This is a genomic window from Flavobacterium alkalisoli (assembly GCF_008000935.1).
In the GTDB taxonomy this organism is placed as follows: Bacteria; Bacteroidota; Bacteroidia; order Flavobacteriales; family Flavobacteriaceae; genus Flavobacterium; species Flavobacterium alkalisoli.
In genome coordinates this window covers 2,956,983-2,974,354 of the sequence record NZ_CP042831.1, presented here as the reverse complement: position 1 = coordinate 2,974,354, position 17,372 = coordinate 2,956,983, and the positions used below count along the sequence as shown (strand labels likewise).

Genomic DNA, 17,372 nt, shown 5'->3' with positions numbered 1-17,372 from the left:
TTTAGCGACCATGTTAAAAGTAGTCGTTATAGGTTCCGGTAATGTAGCGCAACATTTAATAGCCGTTTTTAAAGAGGCTAAAGGTGTTGAGCTGGTTCAGGTTTTTGCCCGAAATCCGGAGAAGCTGACTCATTTGCTTGAACCTCAAAAAGTAACCGATTCTGCTGATTCCATTAAGGAAGCTGATATTTATATCATTTCTGTAACTGATGATGCTATAGCACAGGTATCTTCCTCCCTGCCCTTTTCAGGAAAGTTAGTTGTACATACTTCGGGAAGTGTAGCTATGGAACAGCTTGATTCAAAAAACAGGCGAGGTGTTTTCTATCCGTTACAGACTTTCTCTAAAAACAAAGAGGTAGATTTCAGTATCATCCCGCTTTGTTTAGAAAGTGAAAGAAATGAAGATTATCACATCTTAGAACAGTTAGCCAATCAGATAACCAAGAGTGTATATAATATAAGTTCGCAACAACGCAAGGCTTTGCACGTTGCTGCCGTTTTTGTTAGCAATTTTGCGAATCACATGTATGCTATAGGAAGTGACATTTGCCAGCAGAATGATATTCCGTTTGATATTTTAAAACCTTTGATTCTTGAAACAGCAGATAAGATTTTATATCTCGATCCCGTAAAAGCACAAACAGGCCCAGCCGTTAGGAATGACAGACAGACTATAGAAAAGCATCTTGATTTTATTACAGACGAAAAACAAAAAGAAATATACAAGTTAATTACGCAATCCATACAAAATGTCAAAAAGCTATAAAGAATTAATGAACGACATTACCACATTTATTTTTGATGTGGACGGAGTTCTTACAGATGGTACCATACATGTAACCCCTACTGGGGAAATGCTTAGAAATATGAATATCCGAGATGGATATGCCATGAAAGCTGCCGTAGAGAACGGTTATACAGTTTGTATTATTTCCGGAGGCAGTAACGAAGGTGTTCGTGTAAGGTTAAGAAATTTGGGCATTACAGACATTTACCTTGGAGTTTCTGACAAAGTAGAAACCTTTGACGAGTTTACAGACATCTATAATATTAAACCAGAACAGGTACTTTATATGGGAGATGATATTCCTGATTACCATGTAATGAAACTGGTAGGCTTACCTACATGCCCGCAGGATGCAGCTCCTGAAATTAAGGAGCTTAGCAGGTATATATCTCACAAAAACGGAGGTACGGGCTGTGTAAGGGACGTTATAGAGCAGGTAATGAAAGTACAGGGTAAATGGATGGAACATTTTAATGCCAAATACGACTAAAATTAAATTAAGAAAACACACAAAACATAAACTTATTTAACCTATAAAATGAAATCAGCCAGACTTATACGATACGGAAACCTATTATTCTTAGCATTTGCCTTTTGTGCTTTTCGCTACGGCTTCTTAGAGCAACAGCAGGGATTAACACTTGCCCTGAATCAGTTGCAGTTTCTTATGCTGGTTTTCTCTTGTGTATGTATTGCTGCAGGAGGCTTTTTAATTAATAATATTATAGACGGTGACAGTGAAATTAATTTTGGTATAAGTGAGGCCAAAGGATATAATCTTTATGCTGCACTTAATATTGTTGGTGTTGGTATTGGTTTTTATTTGTCAAATCTTATTGGCGAGCCCGGATTCGCTTTACTTTTTATTCTAATAGCCGCTACAATGTATTTTTATGCCACAAATCTTAAATATACTATAGTAGTAAATAATCTTATTATAGCCTTATTGGTAGCAGTAAGTATACTTATTGTAGGTATTTATGATTTATACCCAATGATTACTCCTGAAAACCAAACATACCTGGCTACGCTGTTTGGTATTTTTATTGATTTTGCCTTTTTTACATTTGTAATAAGCTTAATAAGGGAAATTGTAAAAAATATAAGGGATGTAAATAAAGATTATAATGCAGGTATTAACACCCTTCCTATTGCTGTAGGAAAAGAAAGAATGGCAAAAATTACTTTTGTTTTATCTTTAATACCAGTAGGGCTTCTACTTTTTTATGCCAATACTTATCTTATTAATGAAAAATCAGCGCTGCTTTATGCGCTAATTTACCTGTTGTTGTTTGTTCTTGGTCCGCTTATTTATTTTATGATAGGATTATGGACAGCTAAAACAGAAAAGGATTTTGACAGGTTAAGCCTTGTCTTAAAAATTGTATTGGCTTTTGCAGCTTTATCTATAGTAGTAATAACTTTTAATATTCAGAACAATGCTTAAGGAAAAATTAAAAGGTTACAATGTTATACTCGCCTCCGGTTCTCCCAGAAGGCAAAAGTTTATGAAAGAACTGGATATAGACTTTGAAATCCGACTCAAGGATGTGGAGGAGGTTTATCCTGAAAATTTACAGGGAGCTGAAATTACAGACTATCTGGCGGAATTGAAAGCCGCTGCCCTACTCGATACGCTTTCTGATAATGATATACTTATAACCAGTGATACAATTGTTTGGCATAACAATAAGGCATTAGGGAAACCAACTGATAAAGATGATGCTTTTACCATGCTAAAAGCTTTATCAGGAAATGTTCACGAAGTAATTACTTCGGTTTGTATAAAAAGTAATAGTAAATCCGTTATTTTTAACGAAACAACCAGAGTATCTTTCAATACCCTTAGTGATGATGAGATAAATTATTATCTTGATAATTACAGGCCTTATGATAAAGCCGGTGCTTATGGCATACAGGAATGGATTGGGCTTGTAGCAATTGCTAAAATTGAAGGCTCGTATGTAAATGTTGTAGGAATGCCGGTTGATAAGGTTTATCAGCATTTAATAACTTTTACTAAATAATACAAAGGCCTAAAGCCTATAAAATTATGCATAAATTATTAAGTTACCTCTTTATATTATGTTGTGCAGTTGGTTATGCACAACAACCTCAAAAACCATCTTCAGTAGAAATATACCATAAAATAGAAAAGCTGAACTTTTTAGGTTCGGCCCTGTATATTGCTGCGCACCCCGATGATGAAAACACACGTCTCATATCCTATCTTTCTAACGAAGACATGGCTCATACTGGCTATTTAGCCCTTACCCGAGGAGATGGCGGACAAAATCTTATCGGTCTTGAATTAAGGGAGTTATTAGGGGTTATACGTACACAGGAACTTATTGAGGCCAGAAAAATAGACGGAGGCGAACAGTTTTTTAGCCGTGCCAACGACTTTGGCTTCTCAAAAGTGCCGAACGAAACCCTACAGATTTGGGATAAGGAAGAAGTGCTTGAAGATATGGTTTGGGTAATACGTAAATTCCAGCCGGATGTTATCATCAATCGTTTTGACCACCGTACACCGGGTTCAACACATGGGCATCATACTTCTTCTGCTATGCTTACACAGGAAGCTTACAGTTTAGCAAATGATCCTCATTATGCAGCAGATCAGCTTGAATATGTAAATACATGGCAGCCTAAACGAGTGTTCTTTAATGTTTCTTGGTGGTTTTTTGGAGGTAAAGAACAATTTGACAAGGCCGATAAATCTAAATATATTAACCTGTCTACAGGTGTTTACTATCCTATGTTAGGTAAATCCAATCAGGAAATTGCCGCCTTAAGCCGAAGCAGGCACCGTTCTCAGGGATTTGGTACAAGCGGAGCACGTGGGGATGATATGGAGTATCTGGAACTTATTAAAGGAAGTAATTTAAAAGACAAACAAAACCTTTTTGAAGGTATTGATACTTCCTGGAACAGAGTTAAAGGTGGTAAAGAGATTGGTGAAGCCGTACAGCAGATACTAAATAATTTTGATTTTAAAAATCCTTCAGCATCTGTTCCTGCATTAACAGCTGTTTATATAAATATAGCAAATATTGAGAATAAACACTGGAAAGAAATTAAGCTAAAAGAGATCAAAGAAATAATCGCAGCATGTAGCGGACTTTTTATTGAAGCTGTAGCTGAAAATCAGTCTGCCACACCGGGTAGTGATATTTCAGTACGCTGGGAGGCGATAAACCGCAGTTCGATTCCTATGGTTTTAAAATATATTAGTGTATTACCTGAGAATAAAACCTTTATACAGGATTTAGGATTGGATAACAATATAGATCAGGGAAATACAATTTCGGTAACAATACCTAAAACGGCTAATTATACTTCCCCTTATTGGTTAAAGGAAAAAGGAAATAAAGGAATGTATACTGTTAGTGATCAGCAAAATATTGGAATTCCTGATGTTATTCGTGAAATGGAAGTCAGTTTTGTTATTGAGGTTAATGGCGTGGCTATTCCTTTTACAAAAGAGCTTGTATATAAATATACCGACCCTGCTTTTGGTGAAGTTTATCAGCCTTTTGATGTAGTACCTGCCGTAACTACTAAAATAGTAAACAAAGTACAGCTGTTTAAAGACAACAGAAAACAACAGGTACTGGTAAAAATACATGCCGGTAAAGACAATTGTTCAGGTAACCTTGAACTAAGGCTTCCTGATACATGGAGAGTTAACCCTGCTTCTATTCCTTTTGATTTAAAGAATAAAGGAAGCGAAATAACGGTGAGCTTTGAAGTTACTCCACCTATTGAACCGGAAGAGGCAGAAGCTGAAAGTGTTGCTTTAATTGATGGTGCTGAATATAATAAAGAACAGATAATTATAGATTATCCTCATATTGCAAAACAACAAGTGTTAATGCCTTCTATAGCTAAATTCACAAAGGTAGATTTAGAAATTAAAGGACGTAGAATAGCTTATATAATGGGTGCAGGAGACAACGTTCCCGAAAGCCTGAGACAAATGGGATATGAAGTTACCCTGTTAACGCCGGAAGCTATTTCACCTGAAGCATTAGCCGGTTTTGATGCCGTAATTATGGGTATACGCTGTTATAATGTACTTGAGTCATTAGAATTTAAACAACAGGTGCTTTTTGATTATGTGAAGGAAGGTGGTAACATGGTGGTACAATATAATACTACAGGACATTTGTCTATAAAAGATGTAGCTCCATACCCTATCAGGATATCAAGGGACAGGGTAACTGAAGAAGATGCAAAAGTTACGTTTTTAGATCCTTCAAATGCAGTATTAAACCGTCCTAATAAGATAACTGACAAGGATTTTAAAGGTTGGGTACAGGAACAGGGATTATATTATCCGGACGAATGGGCATCGGAATTTACCCCTATCCTATCCTCTCATGATAAAGGGGAATCGCCAAAAAAAGGTGCACTGCTTATAGCGAAGCACGGAAAAGGTTATTATATTTATACCGGCCTGAGCTTTTTCAGGGAGCTGCCTGAAGGTGTTTCGGGGGCTTACAGGCTAATGGCTAATATTATTGCTTTAGGTAAATAACAGGATTTCTGTGTAACAATTAAGTTTGTTATCAGTCCTATATATCGAAGTTAAAAAAGGAATTGTATGAAAGATAATCCGACAAAATGGAAAAAAAGTTATTCGTTGGTGTTGCTGCTTAACGTTATCTACATACTTATTTTTTATTTTATAATGCAAATCTTTACATAGTATGCAGACAATTGACTGGATTATACTTTCGGTTACATTACTCTTCATTGTTGTTTACGGGGTTTTAAAAACCCGAGGAAGTAAAAATGTTGAAGAATTTATACTCGGCAATAACGAAACTCCCTGGTGGACAGTGGGACTTTCTGTTATGGCAACACAGGCAAGCGCCATTACCTTCCTTTCAACACCGGGACAGGCATACCATGACGGTATGGGCTTTGTGCAGTTCTATTTCGGGTTGCCGTTAGCTATGGTTGTAATATGCCTTACATTTATCCCTATATACCATAAATTAAAGGTATTTACGGCCTATGAATTTTTAGAGCAGCGTTTTGACCTTAAAACCCGTTCGTTAGCTTCAATTATTTTCCTTATACAACGCGGACTTGGTACAGGGTTAACAATTTATGCCCCTGCAATTATACTTTCTTCCCTTTTAGGATGGAATCTTAACTTAATGAACTTTATGATAGGTTTATTGGTTATTATATATACCTTTTCGGGAGGTACAAAGGCAGTAAACGTTACCCAAAAACAGCAAATGTTTGTTATAATGACGGGTATGGCAATTACCTTTATTGTATTGCTGAATAATTTACCTGATGAGCTTAGTTTTGGGAATGCCTTACATATTGCAGGTGCTAACGACAAAATGAATATTGTTAATTTTTCATTTGATCCAGGGCAACGTTATACAATATGGAGTGGTATTGCCGGAGGTTTCTTTTTAGCACTGGCCTATTTTGGTACCGATCAGTCTCAGGTACAGCGCTACCTTTCTGGCAAATCTATAAGAGAAAGCCAAATGGGGCTTATCATGAACGGGTTACTGAAAGTACCTATGCAGTTCTTTATCCTGCTTATTGGTGTTATGGTTTTTATATTTTTCCAGTTCCACTCTGCCCCACTGCACTTTAATCCAAACAACGTAAAAGCATTACAGGAATCACAGTATAAAGACGAATATAACGGACTTGAAAGGCAGTTGGATAATCTTGCTGATGAAAAGAAAGAAATCAGTATGCTTTATGTAAATCAGCTTAATCAGGATTACGATAATAAGGAGCTTCATAATAAAATGATTGCTCTTAATACGAGAGAAAAAGATCTAAGGGATAAAGCGAAGGAACTGATTAAAAAAGTAAACGAAAAGGCAGAAACCAATGATAAGGATTATGTCTTCCTGTACTTTATACTTAACTTTTTACCAAAGGGTCTTATCGGATTATTGCTTGCAGTAATATTCTCAGCTGCAATGTCATCATCCGCGTCAGGACTTAATGCCCTTGCCTCTACCACAGCTATAGATATCTACAAACGAAACGTAGGTAATAAATCGGAAAAACATTATGTAAATGCTACTAAGTTTTTTACTCTTCTATGGGGTATAGTAGCCATATTATTTGCCTGTGTAGGTACATTGTTTGAAAACCTTATTCAGCTGGTAAACATTATAGGTTCTATTTTCTACGGAACGGTATTAGGTATATTCCTTGTAGCATTCTATATTAAATACATAAAGGCTGAAGCCATATTTTGGGGTGCTTTAATTACTCAGGCTGTTGTTATTTACATATGGTACGAATATGCCCGTGTAGATGCAATTGGTTATTTATGGTTAAACTTTATAGGTGCCATGTTAACAATTGTACTATCGTTTATGTTGCAGCCATTGTTTAATAAACCAAAGCAGGAAGAAACTATATAAAATAAAAAAGCAGGCTTTTAGCCTGCTTTTTTATTATTTGATTACTCAGATTATTTTCTGCTCCATTCAAGAATAGAGTCTTTATTCATTTTTACATAATCAAAGTTGTTAGCTTTTTCAGCTCCTGCAAGAGATTGTTTAGCAGTTTCTATAGCTCCCTTCTTATCCCCCATTTTAGCCTGGATAAGCGATTTTTGTCTTAAGATATAATAAGGAACATCTTGTCCTTGTGGCGTTTTCGCAATAGCGTTATTAACCCAGTCAAGAGCTTTGTTCATATCAGCGTCAGACTGATAATAGTACTGCGCAGCTGCAAAGTAGTCACTTGCAGATGGCCCAGCCATAGCTGTTTCAATACTCTTAATAGCTACTTTTTTAGTAGGTACTTCAAATTTAAGCGTAACTTTAGTTCTTTCCCAAGAAAGCTCAAGATTAGCATAATCGTTATCTAAGTCGGCAATATTTAAAGTAAATGTCTCAACGTTTTTAGATAAGAACTCAGGTTTTACAGTAGCTCTTAAAGCCTCTTTGTTCTCGTCCCATTTTTCAGGAAGTCCCCAGTTATTAGTGTCTTTATAGAAAATAATATCCCAGCTGTCTGCTTTTGGTAAAGTATATAAAGCATACTCACCTTTAGGAAGGGTTTTACCTGCAATAACTACATCTTCGCTAAAAGAAATTAAAGTATTAGCGTTAGCCCCTGTTCTCCAAAGTTTTCCGAAAGGAACTAATTCTCCGTAAACTGATCTTCCTCTTGCACTTGGGCGGGAATAATCAATTTTAACATCTGTAAGACCTACAGTCTGTTCAATTTTAGCATTAGGGCTGGCCATTGGTGTGCGTACCTGTGCTGTTCCGGTTAAGCAACCCAGCACTATAGCTCCTGCAATAAGTAGTTTTTTCATTGTGAGTCTGATTTTTTATAGAAATATATACTGCGAAATTAATCAATAACTGTTTTACGAGTGTTAAAAAATACTAAAAATAGCGATGAACAAACCTTAAATTTCCCTTGTGTTTCCTAACTTCACGCAACATTTAAAAGTTTTAGATTTGTATACACTACACAAAAAACAAAATTTACCCGTAAGCTTACAGGAAGCCTGGGACTTTATTTCCACTCCCAAAAACCTTGCCGTAATTACGCCTCCCTCAATGGGATTTGTAACTTTATCAGGTGACGACAGAAAAATGTTTGCCGGACAGATTATCCATTATACCATTACTCCCTTGTTAGGTTATAAAATGGAATGGATTACAGAGATAACTCACGTGCAAGACAAACAGTTTTTTGTAGACGAGCAGCGCTATGGCCCCTATAAATTTTGGCATCATAAACATTTCCTGAAAGAAATTCCGGGAGGGGTTGAAATGGAAGATATAGTACATTACAAAATTCCTATGGGAATTTTAGGTAAAATGGCTCATCCTATCTTAGTAAAACCTAAGCTGGAGGAAATTTTTGAATACAGGAAAAATAAATTAATTGAACTTTTTGGTGAATTTAAAGGATAAGGAACAGAAATGAATATATTTTGGTTTAGAAGGGATTTACGCATAGAAGATAATACAGGCTTATATGAAGCCTTAACATCAGGAGAGGAAGTACTCCCTATTTTTATTTTTGATCCTAATATTCTTGAAGAATTGCCTAAAGATGATGCCAGGATTACTTATATTCATCAGTTATTGGAACAGATAAATACAGAACTTAAAAAGCATAATAAATCGTTAGCGGTGTTTTATGATACTCCGGAAAAAGTATTCAAAAAATTACTTTCAGAAAATGATATTGAGGCTGTTTTTACCAATCATGATTATGAGCCTTATGCTTTAAAAAGAGATAAACAAATACTTCAATTATTACAGGATAATAATGTTGATTTTAAATCTTTTAAAGATCAGGTCATTTTTGAAAAAGATGAAGTAGTTAAAGATGATAGTGACCCGTATGTGGTTTACACTCCTTACATGAAAAAATGGAAAGAGAAGTTTACCGTTAAGGATGTAAGGCAACATCATCCGGAAGAGAAATTATCTGAATTAACACCACACTCCTATCCTTTTTTAGAACTTAAAGATTTAGGTTTTACGGAAAGTAACATTAAGGTAAAACCTTACACCGTTACCCCTACGCTTGTAGATAATTATGAAGATACCAGAAATATTCCCTCTATAGACGGGACCTCTTATTTGAGTCCTCATTTAAGGTTTGGTTCTGTAAGCATCAGGGAATTGGTTAAAAAAGCCCTTGAAAGCAAAAACGGAACATTTTTAAATGAGCTCATATGGAGAGAGTTTTTTATGCAGATATTGTGGCATTTCCCGGAGACAATAAATAAAAGTTTCCGTCCAAAATATGATAATATCAAATGGAGAAATAACGAAAAGGAATTTAAGGCATGGTGTGAAGGGAAAACAGGTTATGCAATGGTAGATGCCGGTATGCGTGAACTTAATACTACCGGTTACATGCATAACAGGGTTAGAATGGTTGTTGCCAGTTTTTTATGCAAACATCTGCTTATTGACTGGCGTTGGGGTGAGGCCTATTTTGCTGAAAAACTATTAGACTATGAACAGTCCAGTAATGTAGGTAACTGGCAGTGGGCAGCCGGAAGTGGAGTTGATGCTGCTCCTTACTTTAGGGTATTTAACCCGACAGAACAGGCCAAAAAGTTTGATGGAGATTTTAAGTATATAAAGAAATGGGTGCCTGAGTTTCAGGAGTTAGACTACAGGCCTATTGTAGATCATAAAGAAGCGAGGGAAAGGGTTTTGAAAGTTTATAAAGAAGCTGTTCAATAATGTTTGTGCAACAACAAACTTTAAATAAATTTGTGCTGCAAACAATTTATAACCAACCCCATGATTACATACAACCCTAAAGAGTGGTTTTCTTTTATATTCCGATTTCATAAGGGAGATACTTTCAGGAAGTTATTACCTATAATGCTGGGTATTGCAGCCTATTCTTTTATCATAGCCTATTTAGAACTGGAATATTGGCAACTTTCTGAATTAAGCCATGTAAAGAATATTACGGTAATGCATACCCTATTGGGTTTTGTAATATCCTTATTGCTTGTGTTCAGGACAAATACTGCCTATGATCGCTGGTGGGAAGGCCGTAAAGCATGGGGTGCATTGGTTAACAATAGTCGTAATTTGGCCATTAAAGTAGCTGTAATGATTAAAGCTAAAGAAGACAAGGAGATTTTCAGGAAACTTATACCTGCATATTCTTCTGTATTAAACCTGCATTTAAAGAATGCTGATATAAGCCATGAACTTTTTGAGGATGCTATACTTGCCGCAGATCATTACAAGCATAAACCCAATCAAATAGCTAAAACCATAATAGCAAAAGTGAATGAGCTATATGAGCAGGGAAAAATTACAGGCGACCAGCTTATCGTATTAAATGCAGAAATACAATCACTAACAGATATTTGCGGAATTTGTGAAAGGATTAAAAACACTCCTATTCCCTATTCTTACAGTGCCTTTATAAAGAAGTTTATTTTTATATATGTTATGACACTTCCTTTCGGATATGTTTTTATGTTAGGCTATCTGGTAATACCTGTTGTAACTATAATATTTTATGTGCTGGCAAGTTTGGAGCTTATCGCAGAAGAAATTGAAGATCCGTTTGGTTATGATCCAAATGACCTACCTACTGCAAAACTGGCAGAAATGATACAAAAAAACGTCGAGGAGCTTATTTACTAGTAATTTTAGGTCATTCTTAACAAAAAGAAGTTCTTCAAATTCCTAATATTACACTTTAAAAAAATATTTATGGAAGAAGATAAAAAACATGAGGGCACAACTAAATCAAGTGATAATGTAGATAACAACGCGCATTATGACAAGTCAGGTGAGCCAACAAGGGAAGATTTCAGAGACGAAAAAGACAGTATAAACGACTGGTTTGCAGAAAAAAACCGATCAGGCAGACACAGATAATTAATAATTTTCTGCAAGGCTGGTTAGTAATTCCGGCCAGGCTACTTCCCCATAGTTTTTACCTAATCGTACAATTATAAGATCTTTAGAAGGGTATACATAGATAAACTGCCCTAAAAGCCCTTTTGCCATATAACTGCCTCCGGAAGAAAGCCACCATTGGTATTTGTAATAATCAACATTCCCCAATCCAGTATCGGGTTTTGTAGATTCCTCTACCCAATTTTCTGATACAATCTGTTTACCGTTCCAGTTTCCTTTATTAAGGTATAATCTTCCTATTTTAGAGAAATCCCTTGCTCTTGCATTAATACAGCAAAAGGTTTTTTCCAAACCGTTTTTCTCCCTGTCCAGGCTCCAGGAAGCATCATATTCCATACCAAGTGGTTTCCATATTTTTTCATCAAGATATTCGGTAATTGTTTCTCCTTTTAAAGAGCGCTCTAAAACCAAACCTAATAATTGTGTATCACAACTGCTGTATGAAAATTCTGTTCCGGGCTCACGTTCAGGTTTCATTTTACTTAAAGCTTTCCTCAAATCAGTACCATAATAATAGGTAGCCGCATCCCCAAAAGGGTTTATATAGCTTTCTTCACACTTAATTCCGCTTGACATTTGTAATAAGTGTTTTATGGTAACTTTTTCAAGCCCGTTATCCTTAAGTTCAGGAACATAATTAACAACCGGTTCATCAACCGATTTTATAAAGCCGTCATCCAGAGCACACCCTATAAGTATTGAAGTTACCGATTTTGCCATAGAAAACGATGCTATAATCGACTCCTGCTCATACCCATTAAAATACTTTTCGTACTGAATTGTATCGTTTTTGATAATCAAAAAAGCTACTGTTTTATTATCAGCAAGAAAATCATCAAAAGCAACTTCACTTCCGTTGTAATTAATTTTCTTAGGAACCTTTGCTTTGTCCTGCTCTGTTGTATAGTAATGAAACACTATTGAATCATTTACAAGAGGACGTGAAGGAAATATTTTATAATCGGTAATATTTGCAAGATTGTAGTATACAAAACGTCCGACTTTGCAGGAAACACAACATAATGTTAAAAATAGTAAACTGAGAATGATTGGTAACTTTTTCATTAACTTGGGGTAAATTAGAAGACAAATATGCTTAAAAATAAATTATCTGTACGGGAAATCCAAGATAAAGATGTAAAACTAATTGCTGATTACTGGTTTAAAGCTAATAAGGAATATCTTATTAATATGGGGGTTGATATAGAAAAGCTTCCTGCCAGAGAAGATTTTACTGCAATGCTTCAAACACAGCTTACACTGCCCTATGAAGAAAAGAAAGTATACGGAGTAGTATGGTGTGTGAATGATGAACCTATAGGGCATAGTAATTTAAACCCATTAACTTACGGAGATCATGGTTTTATGCATTTACATATTTGGAATACTGATTACAGGAATAATGGTTATGGTGTAGATTTTATAAAAATGACCCTGCCCTACTATTTCGATAATATAAAACTTAAAAAGGTGTATTGCCAGCCCAACGCCTTTAACCCTTCCCCGAACAGGAGTTTGGAAAAAGCAGGTTTTAAACTCGTAAAAGAGTATGTTACAACTCCCGGCTCCATCACGTTTGAACAGGTAGTGAAGTTATGGGAAATTAAAGCAGAAATAAAATAACGGCTTTTACGTTGTTACACTTTAATACTTATTGACTTATTTTTTATTAATTTGTATTGGCTAATTTTTAGGCATGTTAATTGCTTACACTATTTTAGTTCAAAAAACATATTATGAAATACCTTGTTATACTATTCCTTTTTTTATGCATTAGCCCTAAGGTTATGGCCCAGGGTGGTGATAAGCCGCAGGGAGGTATAGCTATCCCTAGGGAAAAGGATCCTCAGGTATCTCCGGAACCTTCCAAAGAGGATAATACACCAAGTATGTTTACCATAAAGCCCCCTAAAAAAGAGCTTGACCCGCGTTTTCAGATTGGTGTGGATAAGACTGATACTTCTCCCATGATTATTGAAAAGCAGTATGCAGATTCCGGTGAAAACTACGAAGACCGCGTAAAAATCAGACAGCAGGGAGAATCGAGTGAAGCCTATAAAGGGAATCAGTTTTTAGGTGAAATACGTACAAAGTCTGAATATATAAATTCCTACGTTGCTGACTTTGGTCTTCAGGATGGTGACAGAATTAGGGTCTGGATAAACGATCATATTGTAATAAGCGACTTTGTTCTCACCAATAACTCATCGGCTATTCAAATAAGACTACAGCCCGGATTCAATAAAATTGAATTTGAAGCACTAAATCAGGGAACAACAGGACCAAATACAGCAGACATCAGAATCGTAGATGACCAAAAGAATGTTCTTCATTCAAGTCAATGGAATCTTGCTACAGGATTCAGAGCTAAGGTAGTTGTTGTAAAAGAGGATGCTAACGAAGGAACAAACGTTTCTAAAGAATAGATAATATTATTAAGCATAAAAAAGCCCAAACATTACGTTTGGGCTTTTTCTTTATTATTTAGCATACATGCTTTTTCTTAATTCTTTTACTTTATCGTCATCAAGATAATCATCAAACGACATGTAACGGTCTATTACTCCGTTTGGTGTTATTTCAAGTACCCTGTTAGCTACAGTTTGGGCAAACTCGTGGTCATGTGTTGTAAACAATACAGATCCCTTAAAGTTTTTAAGTGAGTTGTTAAATGCAGTTATCGACTCAAGATCAAGGTGATTTGTAGGTTCATCAAGCATTAATACGTTAGCTCTAAGCATCATCATTCTTGAAAGCATACAACGAACTTTTTCACCTCCCGAAAGTACTCTTGAAGATTTAAGAGCCTCTTCTCCACTGAAAAGCATTTTACCAAGAAATCCGCGGATATAAACTTCATCACGCTCTTCCTCTGTAGTAGCCCACTGGCGTAACCAGTCAACCAGGTTTAGATCGGTATCAAAAAACTCATGATTTTCTACCGGAAGGTATGATTGAATTGTTGTTACACCCCATTCAAATTTACCGCTGTCCGGCTGCATATTACCGTTAATGATTTCATAGAAAGCAGTTGTAGCACGAGAGTCTCTTGATACTACTACTATCTTATCACCTTTTGCCATATTCAGGTCAAGGTTTTTAAATAAAACCTCACCTTCAACAGAAGCGCTAAGTCCCGAAATGTTTAATATCTGGTCACCGGCTTCACGTTCCTGATCAAAAATAATTGCAGGATATCTTCTGCTTGATGGTTTAATATCGTCAACTTTAAGCTTTTCAAGCATTTTTTTACGGCTGGTAGCTTGTTTAGATTTAGCCACGTTAGCACTAAAACGCATGATGAACTCCTGAAGTTCTTTTTTCTTTTCTTCGGCTTTCTTGTTTTGCTGTGCTCTTTGCTTAGCTGCTAACTGGCTAGATTCATACCAGAAAGTATAGTTACCGGAATAATGGTTGATTTTGCTAAAGTCGATATCCGAAATATGTGTGCAAACAGCATCAAGAAAGTGACGGTCGTGAGATACAACGATTACTGTATTATCGTAGTTAGCAAGGAAGTTTTCAAGCCATGATATTGTTTCAAAGTCAAGGTCGTTGGTAGGCTCATCCATAATAAGAACGTCCGGGTTACCAAATAGTGCCTGAGCTAAAAGGACACGAACCTTAAGTTTGTTATCCATATCTCCCATTAATGTATAATGGTGCTCATCGCCTATACCTAAACTTGATAAAAGTGCTGCAGCATCAGAATCGGCATTCCAGCCATTCATTTCTTCAAAAATAACCTGAAGCTCACCTACCCTTTCACCATCCTTATCAGAAAAGTCAGGTTTAAGGTAAATTTCATCCATTTCTTTTTTAACCGAAAAAAGCTGTGTATTACCCATCATCACTGTTTCAAGAACGGTATGCTCATCAAACATATTGTGATTCTGGTTAAGTACAGACATACGTTTGCCCGGCTCAAGAAATACATGACCCGATGTAGGATCTACGTCTCCTGCTAATATTTTTAGAAAAGTGGATTTACCGGCACCATTTGCGCCAATGATACCATAACAGTTACCTTGGGTAAAAGAAGTATTTACTTCGTCGAATAATATCCTTTTACCAAACTGAACCGATAAATTTGAAACTGAAAGCATTTTAAAAAATTTTTGCAAAAGTAAGAAAAATAAAGAACTATTAGGTCTATTAAGAGTAATATAACAAGCCTAATATTTTTAACTGTCCTTTAACAATATATGAAGATGAGAAAAAATATTTTTGTTAAAGTACGGAAAAGACGCAATGAAACTATTAAGAAAAAAATTACTACTGCTTCTTGTCTTTTCGTTATCACTTGCCTCATGCGGCAATGGTGATAACTATGAAGCATATTTTGGAGGCGAAGTATCCAGCCCCCAGTGCAGGTATATCCTTTTCTGTCGCAATAATAAAGTTATAGATACTTTACCTCTTGATGAAAAGAACAGATTTTTTGTAAAATTTGATTCTCTTACCCCTGGACTTTACAGTTTTAAAAACGAACCTGATTTTCAATACGTCTACTTCGATAAGAACGACAGTATTATGGTTAATATAAATGCCAGATACTTTGATGAATCTTTAGTGTTTAGCGGCCGAGGTAACGAGAAAAACAATTTCATGATGGAGCTTTTCCTTATGAATGAAAAAGACCGTACCAAATCTGCAGCCATATATGATTACAATCTAAAAGATTTTATGCGCACGATAGATTCGGTAAACGTAAAAAGAACATCGTACTATATTGCAGAAAAACAAAGAATTGGCTGGAACGATGATTTTGATTTTTATGCCAAATCAAGAGTTGAGCTTAATTACTACACCAAAAGGGAATACTATCCTTATATTCACAAAAGACATACCGGTGAAGATGTTAGGAACCATATGCCAGATGATTTTTATGACTTCAGGAAAGATGTAGCGCTTGATGATCCGCGACTAACGAACTACTCCCCATTTATGAGATATGTAACAGCAATGATAAATAATATTGCTCAGGATAAATATCAGGACACAGCAAAAAGAGATTCGTTAGAGATAAACATTATTAAGCTTAATGTCGCCGATTCAGTCTTTACCAACCAATCTGTGAAAAATCAGGTTTTAAACACCCTAGCCTTTAATTACCTGCTTGAAGACCAGAATATGATCAATAATCAGGCTTTCCTTAAACGTTATGATGAGCTTTGTACCGATGACAGCGACAGTAATGAGATAATGCGTATTGGTAAGGCTGTAAGTAATTTAAAAACCGGAAATAAACTCCCTGAAATTACTCTGGTAGATTCTTATGATAATCACGTAGACATCAATAATAATATCGATAAGGAAACGGTTATTTTCTTTTGGAGTAGTTGTTCAAATAACCGAACAGAATTAGTTCACAATAAAGTAAATGCTTTACAACTGCAACATCCTAATGTAAACTTTATTGCTGTTAATATAGACGAAGATGCCGAGTGGAAAAAATCGATTAAAGAGTATGATTTTAAAAGCACCTGCCAATTAAGGGCTTCCGATTTCAGGGCGTTAAAAGACAAATGGGTGCTTACTAAAATAAACCGAACAATTATACTGAATCCTGACGGCACCATTAAAAATGCCTTTACCAATTTAATGGATTCCAACTTTAGTCAAAACCTACAGTAATTACCGTATTGGTATCCAGATTTCTTCTTCAGATTCATCACTGTTATTCTTATACTTTTCTCCTAAAACCTCAAAATGCGGACGATTATCTAATTGATAACCCGACTGCGGTAGCCATTCCTGTAAAATATAGCCCATCACCTCTGCTCCTTTCGCAGAACTCCCTCTGTAATTGAATACGGCATATTGTCCTTCCGGTAATGTAAACATTTGCATACCTTCAGGTACTTCATTAAAATCAGTAACTTCCACCAAAGCCCATTTAGTGAATTCAGTAGTAGGATTAAATTGAGAAAAGAAATTCTCACTGTAAACCTGTAGCGAATACAAATCGTTGCTAATAGCGTTAGCGATTTCTTTTCGTCTCGGCATAAAGCTACGCCATAGCTCAGCTGTTTTATTATCAGCGAATGACATGTTTAAGCTTAAACCAACCAGTTTTTTATATGGTATTAATTTTATTGAAGGAATCATATTCAAAATTAAGCAGAAGAGATTATTTAAACTAC

Annotated in this window: 17 protein-coding genes; 13 read left to right on the top strand and 4 right to left on the bottom strand. The window is 35.8% G+C overall.

Going from position 1 to position 17,372, the window contains the following annotated elements; translation table 11 throughout:
• The first annotated feature begins 10 nt into the window (after positions 1-10).
• From FUA48_RS13610 to FUA48_RS13585, 6 genes are all read left to right on the top strand, one after another.
• Positions 11-769: a Rossmann-like and DUF2520 domain-containing protein gene (locus FUA48_RS13610; protein ID WP_147584033.1), complete on the top strand. Its 759-nt coding sequence runs from the start codon at positions 11-13 to the stop codon at positions 767-769.
• A complete protein-coding gene (locus tag FUA48_RS13605; RefSeq protein ID WP_129749871.1) occupies positions 753-1,280 on the top strand; it encodes a KdsC family phosphatase in 528 nt (175 codons plus the stop codon). Before FUA48_RS13610 ends, FUA48_RS13605 begins: the two co-directional genes overlap by 17 nt.
• Before the next feature lie 48 nt (positions 1,281-1,328).
• A complete protein-coding gene (locus FUA48_RS13600; protein WP_147584032.1) occupies positions 1,329-2,237 on the top strand; it encodes a geranylgeranylglycerol-phosphate geranylgeranyltransferase in 909 nt (302 codons plus the stop codon).
• Positions 2,230-2,817 carry a Maf family nucleotide pyrophosphatase gene (locus FUA48_RS13595; RefSeq protein ID WP_147584031.1) on the top strand — a complete coding sequence of 196 codons (588 nt, stop codon included), beginning with the start codon at positions 2,230-2,232 and terminating at the stop codon, positions 2,815-2,817. The genes FUA48_RS13600 and FUA48_RS13595 overlap by 8 nt, the downstream gene beginning before the upstream one ends.
• A gap of 26 nt (positions 2,818-2,843) precedes the next feature.
• Complete coding sequence (locus tag FUA48_RS13590) at positions 2,844-5,333, top strand: PIG-L family deacetylase (RefSeq protein ID WP_147584030.1); 2,490 nt, start codon at positions 2,844-2,846, stop codon at positions 5,331-5,333.
• Positions 5,334-5,505: 172 nt separating this feature from the next.
• A complete protein-coding gene (locus FUA48_RS13585) occupies positions 5,506-7,212 on the top strand; it encodes a sodium:solute symporter (RefSeq protein WP_147584029.1) in 1,707 nt (568 codons plus the stop codon).
• Positions 7,213-7,262: 50 nt separating this feature from the next.
• On the opposite strand, the gene FUA48_RS13580 is transcribed toward FUA48_RS13585, so the two are convergent.
• The gene (locus FUA48_RS13580) at positions 7,263-8,117 is read right to left on the bottom strand and encodes a DUF2911 domain-containing protein (RefSeq protein ID WP_147584028.1); all 855 of its coding nucleotides are present in this window, start codon (positions 8,115-8,117) and stop codon (positions 7,263-7,265) included.
• Positions 8,118-8,265: 148 nt separating this feature from the next.
• Here FUA48_RS13580 and FUA48_RS13575 point away from each other — a divergent pair, with 148 nt between their 5' ends.
• The 4 genes from FUA48_RS13575 to FUA48_RS18405 all read left to right on the top strand — a co-directional run bounded on the left by FUA48_RS13575 (position 8,266) and on the right by FUA48_RS18405 (position 11,184).
• Positions 8,266-8,727: an SRPBCC family protein gene (locus FUA48_RS13575; RefSeq protein ID WP_240732468.1), complete on the top strand. Its 462-nt coding sequence runs from the start codon at positions 8,266-8,268 to the stop codon at positions 8,725-8,727.
• Positions 8,728-8,736: 9 nt separating this feature from the next.
• The gene (locus FUA48_RS13570) at positions 8,737-10,020 is read left to right on the top strand and encodes a cryptochrome/photolyase family protein (RefSeq protein WP_147584026.1); all 1,284 of its coding nucleotides are present in this window, start codon (positions 8,737-8,739) and stop codon (positions 10,018-10,020) included.
• Positions 10,021-10,080: 60 nt separating this feature from the next.
• A complete protein-coding gene (locus FUA48_RS13565; RefSeq protein WP_147584025.1) occupies positions 10,081-10,947 on the top strand; it encodes a bestrophin family protein in 867 nt (288 codons plus the stop codon).
• Between the two features lie 69 nt (positions 10,948-11,016).
• A complete protein-coding gene (locus FUA48_RS18405) occupies positions 11,017-11,184 on the top strand; it encodes a hypothetical protein (protein WP_168196988.1) in 168 nt (55 codons plus the stop codon).
• Here FUA48_RS18405 and FUA48_RS13560 read toward each other — a convergent pair whose 3' ends face one another.
• Positions 11,185-12,291, bottom strand: coding sequence for a serine hydrolase domain-containing protein (locus FUA48_RS13560; protein WP_147584024.1), 1,107 nt, complete (start codon positions 12,289-12,291; stop codon positions 11,185-11,187). It abuts the gene before it with no gap.
• Between the two features lie 27 nt (positions 12,292-12,318).
• Between FUA48_RS13560 and FUA48_RS13555 the strand changes: the two genes are divergently transcribed.
• Together FUA48_RS13555 and FUA48_RS13550 are read left to right on the top strand one after the other, a co-directional pair.
• Positions 12,319-12,849 (top strand): GNAT family N-acetyltransferase, encoded by a 531-nt coding sequence (locus FUA48_RS13555; protein WP_147584023.1) that lies wholly within the window; start codon positions 12,319-12,321, stop codon positions 12,847-12,849.
• Between the two features lie 113 nt (positions 12,850-12,962).
• On the top strand, positions 12,963-13,652 hold the full coding sequence (locus FUA48_RS13550; RefSeq protein WP_147584022.1) for a hypothetical protein: 690 nt from the start codon (positions 12,963-12,965) through the stop codon (positions 13,650-13,652).
• 54 nt (positions 13,653-13,706) lie between these two features.
• Here FUA48_RS13550 and FUA48_RS13545 read toward each other — a convergent pair whose 3' ends face one another.
• A complete protein-coding gene (locus FUA48_RS13545; RefSeq protein ID WP_129749883.1) occupies positions 13,707-15,332 on the bottom strand; it encodes an ABC-F family ATP-binding cassette domain-containing protein in 1,626 nt (541 codons plus the stop codon).
• A 145-nt stretch (positions 15,333-15,477) separates the two neighbouring features.
• Between FUA48_RS13545 and FUA48_RS13540 the strand changes: the two genes are divergently transcribed.
• Positions 15,478-16,863: a TlpA family protein disulfide reductase gene (locus FUA48_RS13540; protein ID WP_147584021.1), complete on the top strand. Its 1,386-nt coding sequence runs from the start codon at positions 15,478-15,480 to the stop codon at positions 16,861-16,863.
• Here the strand turns inward: FUA48_RS13540 and FUA48_RS13535 are convergent, their stop codons facing one another.
• Positions 16,864-17,337, bottom strand: coding sequence for a GyrI-like domain-containing protein (locus FUA48_RS13535; protein ID WP_147584020.1), 474 nt, complete (start codon positions 17,335-17,337; stop codon positions 16,864-16,866). It lies immediately after the preceding gene.
• Positions 17,338-17,372 lie beyond the last annotated feature (35 nt).

Coding starts and splice junctions, on each gene's coding strand:
- FUA48_RS13570 (WP_147584026.1), top strand. CDS start 8,737: ATGAATATATTTTGGTTTAGAAGGGATTTACGCATAGAAGATAATACA.
- FUA48_RS13605 (WP_129749871.1), top strand. CDS start 753: ATGTCAAAAAGCTATAAAGAATTAATGAACGACATTACCACATTTATT.
- FUA48_RS13610 (WP_147584033.1), top strand. CDS start 11: ATGTTAAAAGTAGTCGTTATAGGTTCCGGTAATGTAGCGCAACATTTA.
- FUA48_RS13550 (WP_147584022.1), top strand. CDS start 12,963: ATGAAATACCTTGTTATACTATTCCTTTTTTTATGCATTAGCCCTAAG.
- FUA48_RS18405 (WP_168196988.1), top strand. CDS start 11,017: ATGGAAGAAGATAAAAAACATGAGGGCACAACTAAATCAAGTGATAAT.
- FUA48_RS13560 (WP_147584024.1), bottom strand. CDS start 12,291: ATGAAAAAGTTACCAATCATTCTCAGTTTACTATTTTTAACATTATGT.
- FUA48_RS13580 (WP_147584028.1), bottom strand. CDS start 8,117: ATGAAAAAACTACTTATTGCAGGAGCTATAGTGCTGGGTTGCTTAACC.
- FUA48_RS13585 (WP_147584029.1), top strand. CDS start 5,506: ATGCAGACAATTGACTGGATTATACTTTCGGTTACATTACTCTTCATT.
- FUA48_RS13595 (WP_147584031.1), top strand. CDS start 2,230: ATGCTTAAGGAAAAATTAAAAGGTTACAATGTTATACTCGCCTCCGGT.
- FUA48_RS13545 (WP_129749883.1), bottom strand. CDS start 15,332: ATGCTTTCAGTTTCAAATTTATCGGTTCAGTTTGGTAAAAGGATATTA.
- FUA48_RS13600 (WP_147584032.1), top strand. CDS start 1,329: ATGAAATCAGCCAGACTTATACGATACGGAAACCTATTATTCTTAGCA.
- FUA48_RS13555 (WP_147584023.1), top strand. CDS start 12,319: ATGCTTAAAAATAAATTATCTGTACGGGAAATCCAAGATAAAGATGTA.
- FUA48_RS13540 (WP_147584021.1), top strand. CDS start 15,478: ATGAAACTATTAAGAAAAAAATTACTACTGCTTCTTGTCTTTTCGTTA.
- FUA48_RS13590 (WP_147584030.1), top strand. CDS start 2,844: ATGCATAAATTATTAAGTTACCTCTTTATATTATGTTGTGCAGTTGGT.
- FUA48_RS13565 (WP_147584025.1), top strand. CDS start 10,081: ATGATTACATACAACCCTAAAGAGTGGTTTTCTTTTATATTCCGATTT.
- FUA48_RS13535 (WP_147584020.1), bottom strand. CDS start 17,337: ATGATTCCTTCAATAAAATTAATACCATATAAAAAACTGGTTGGTTTA.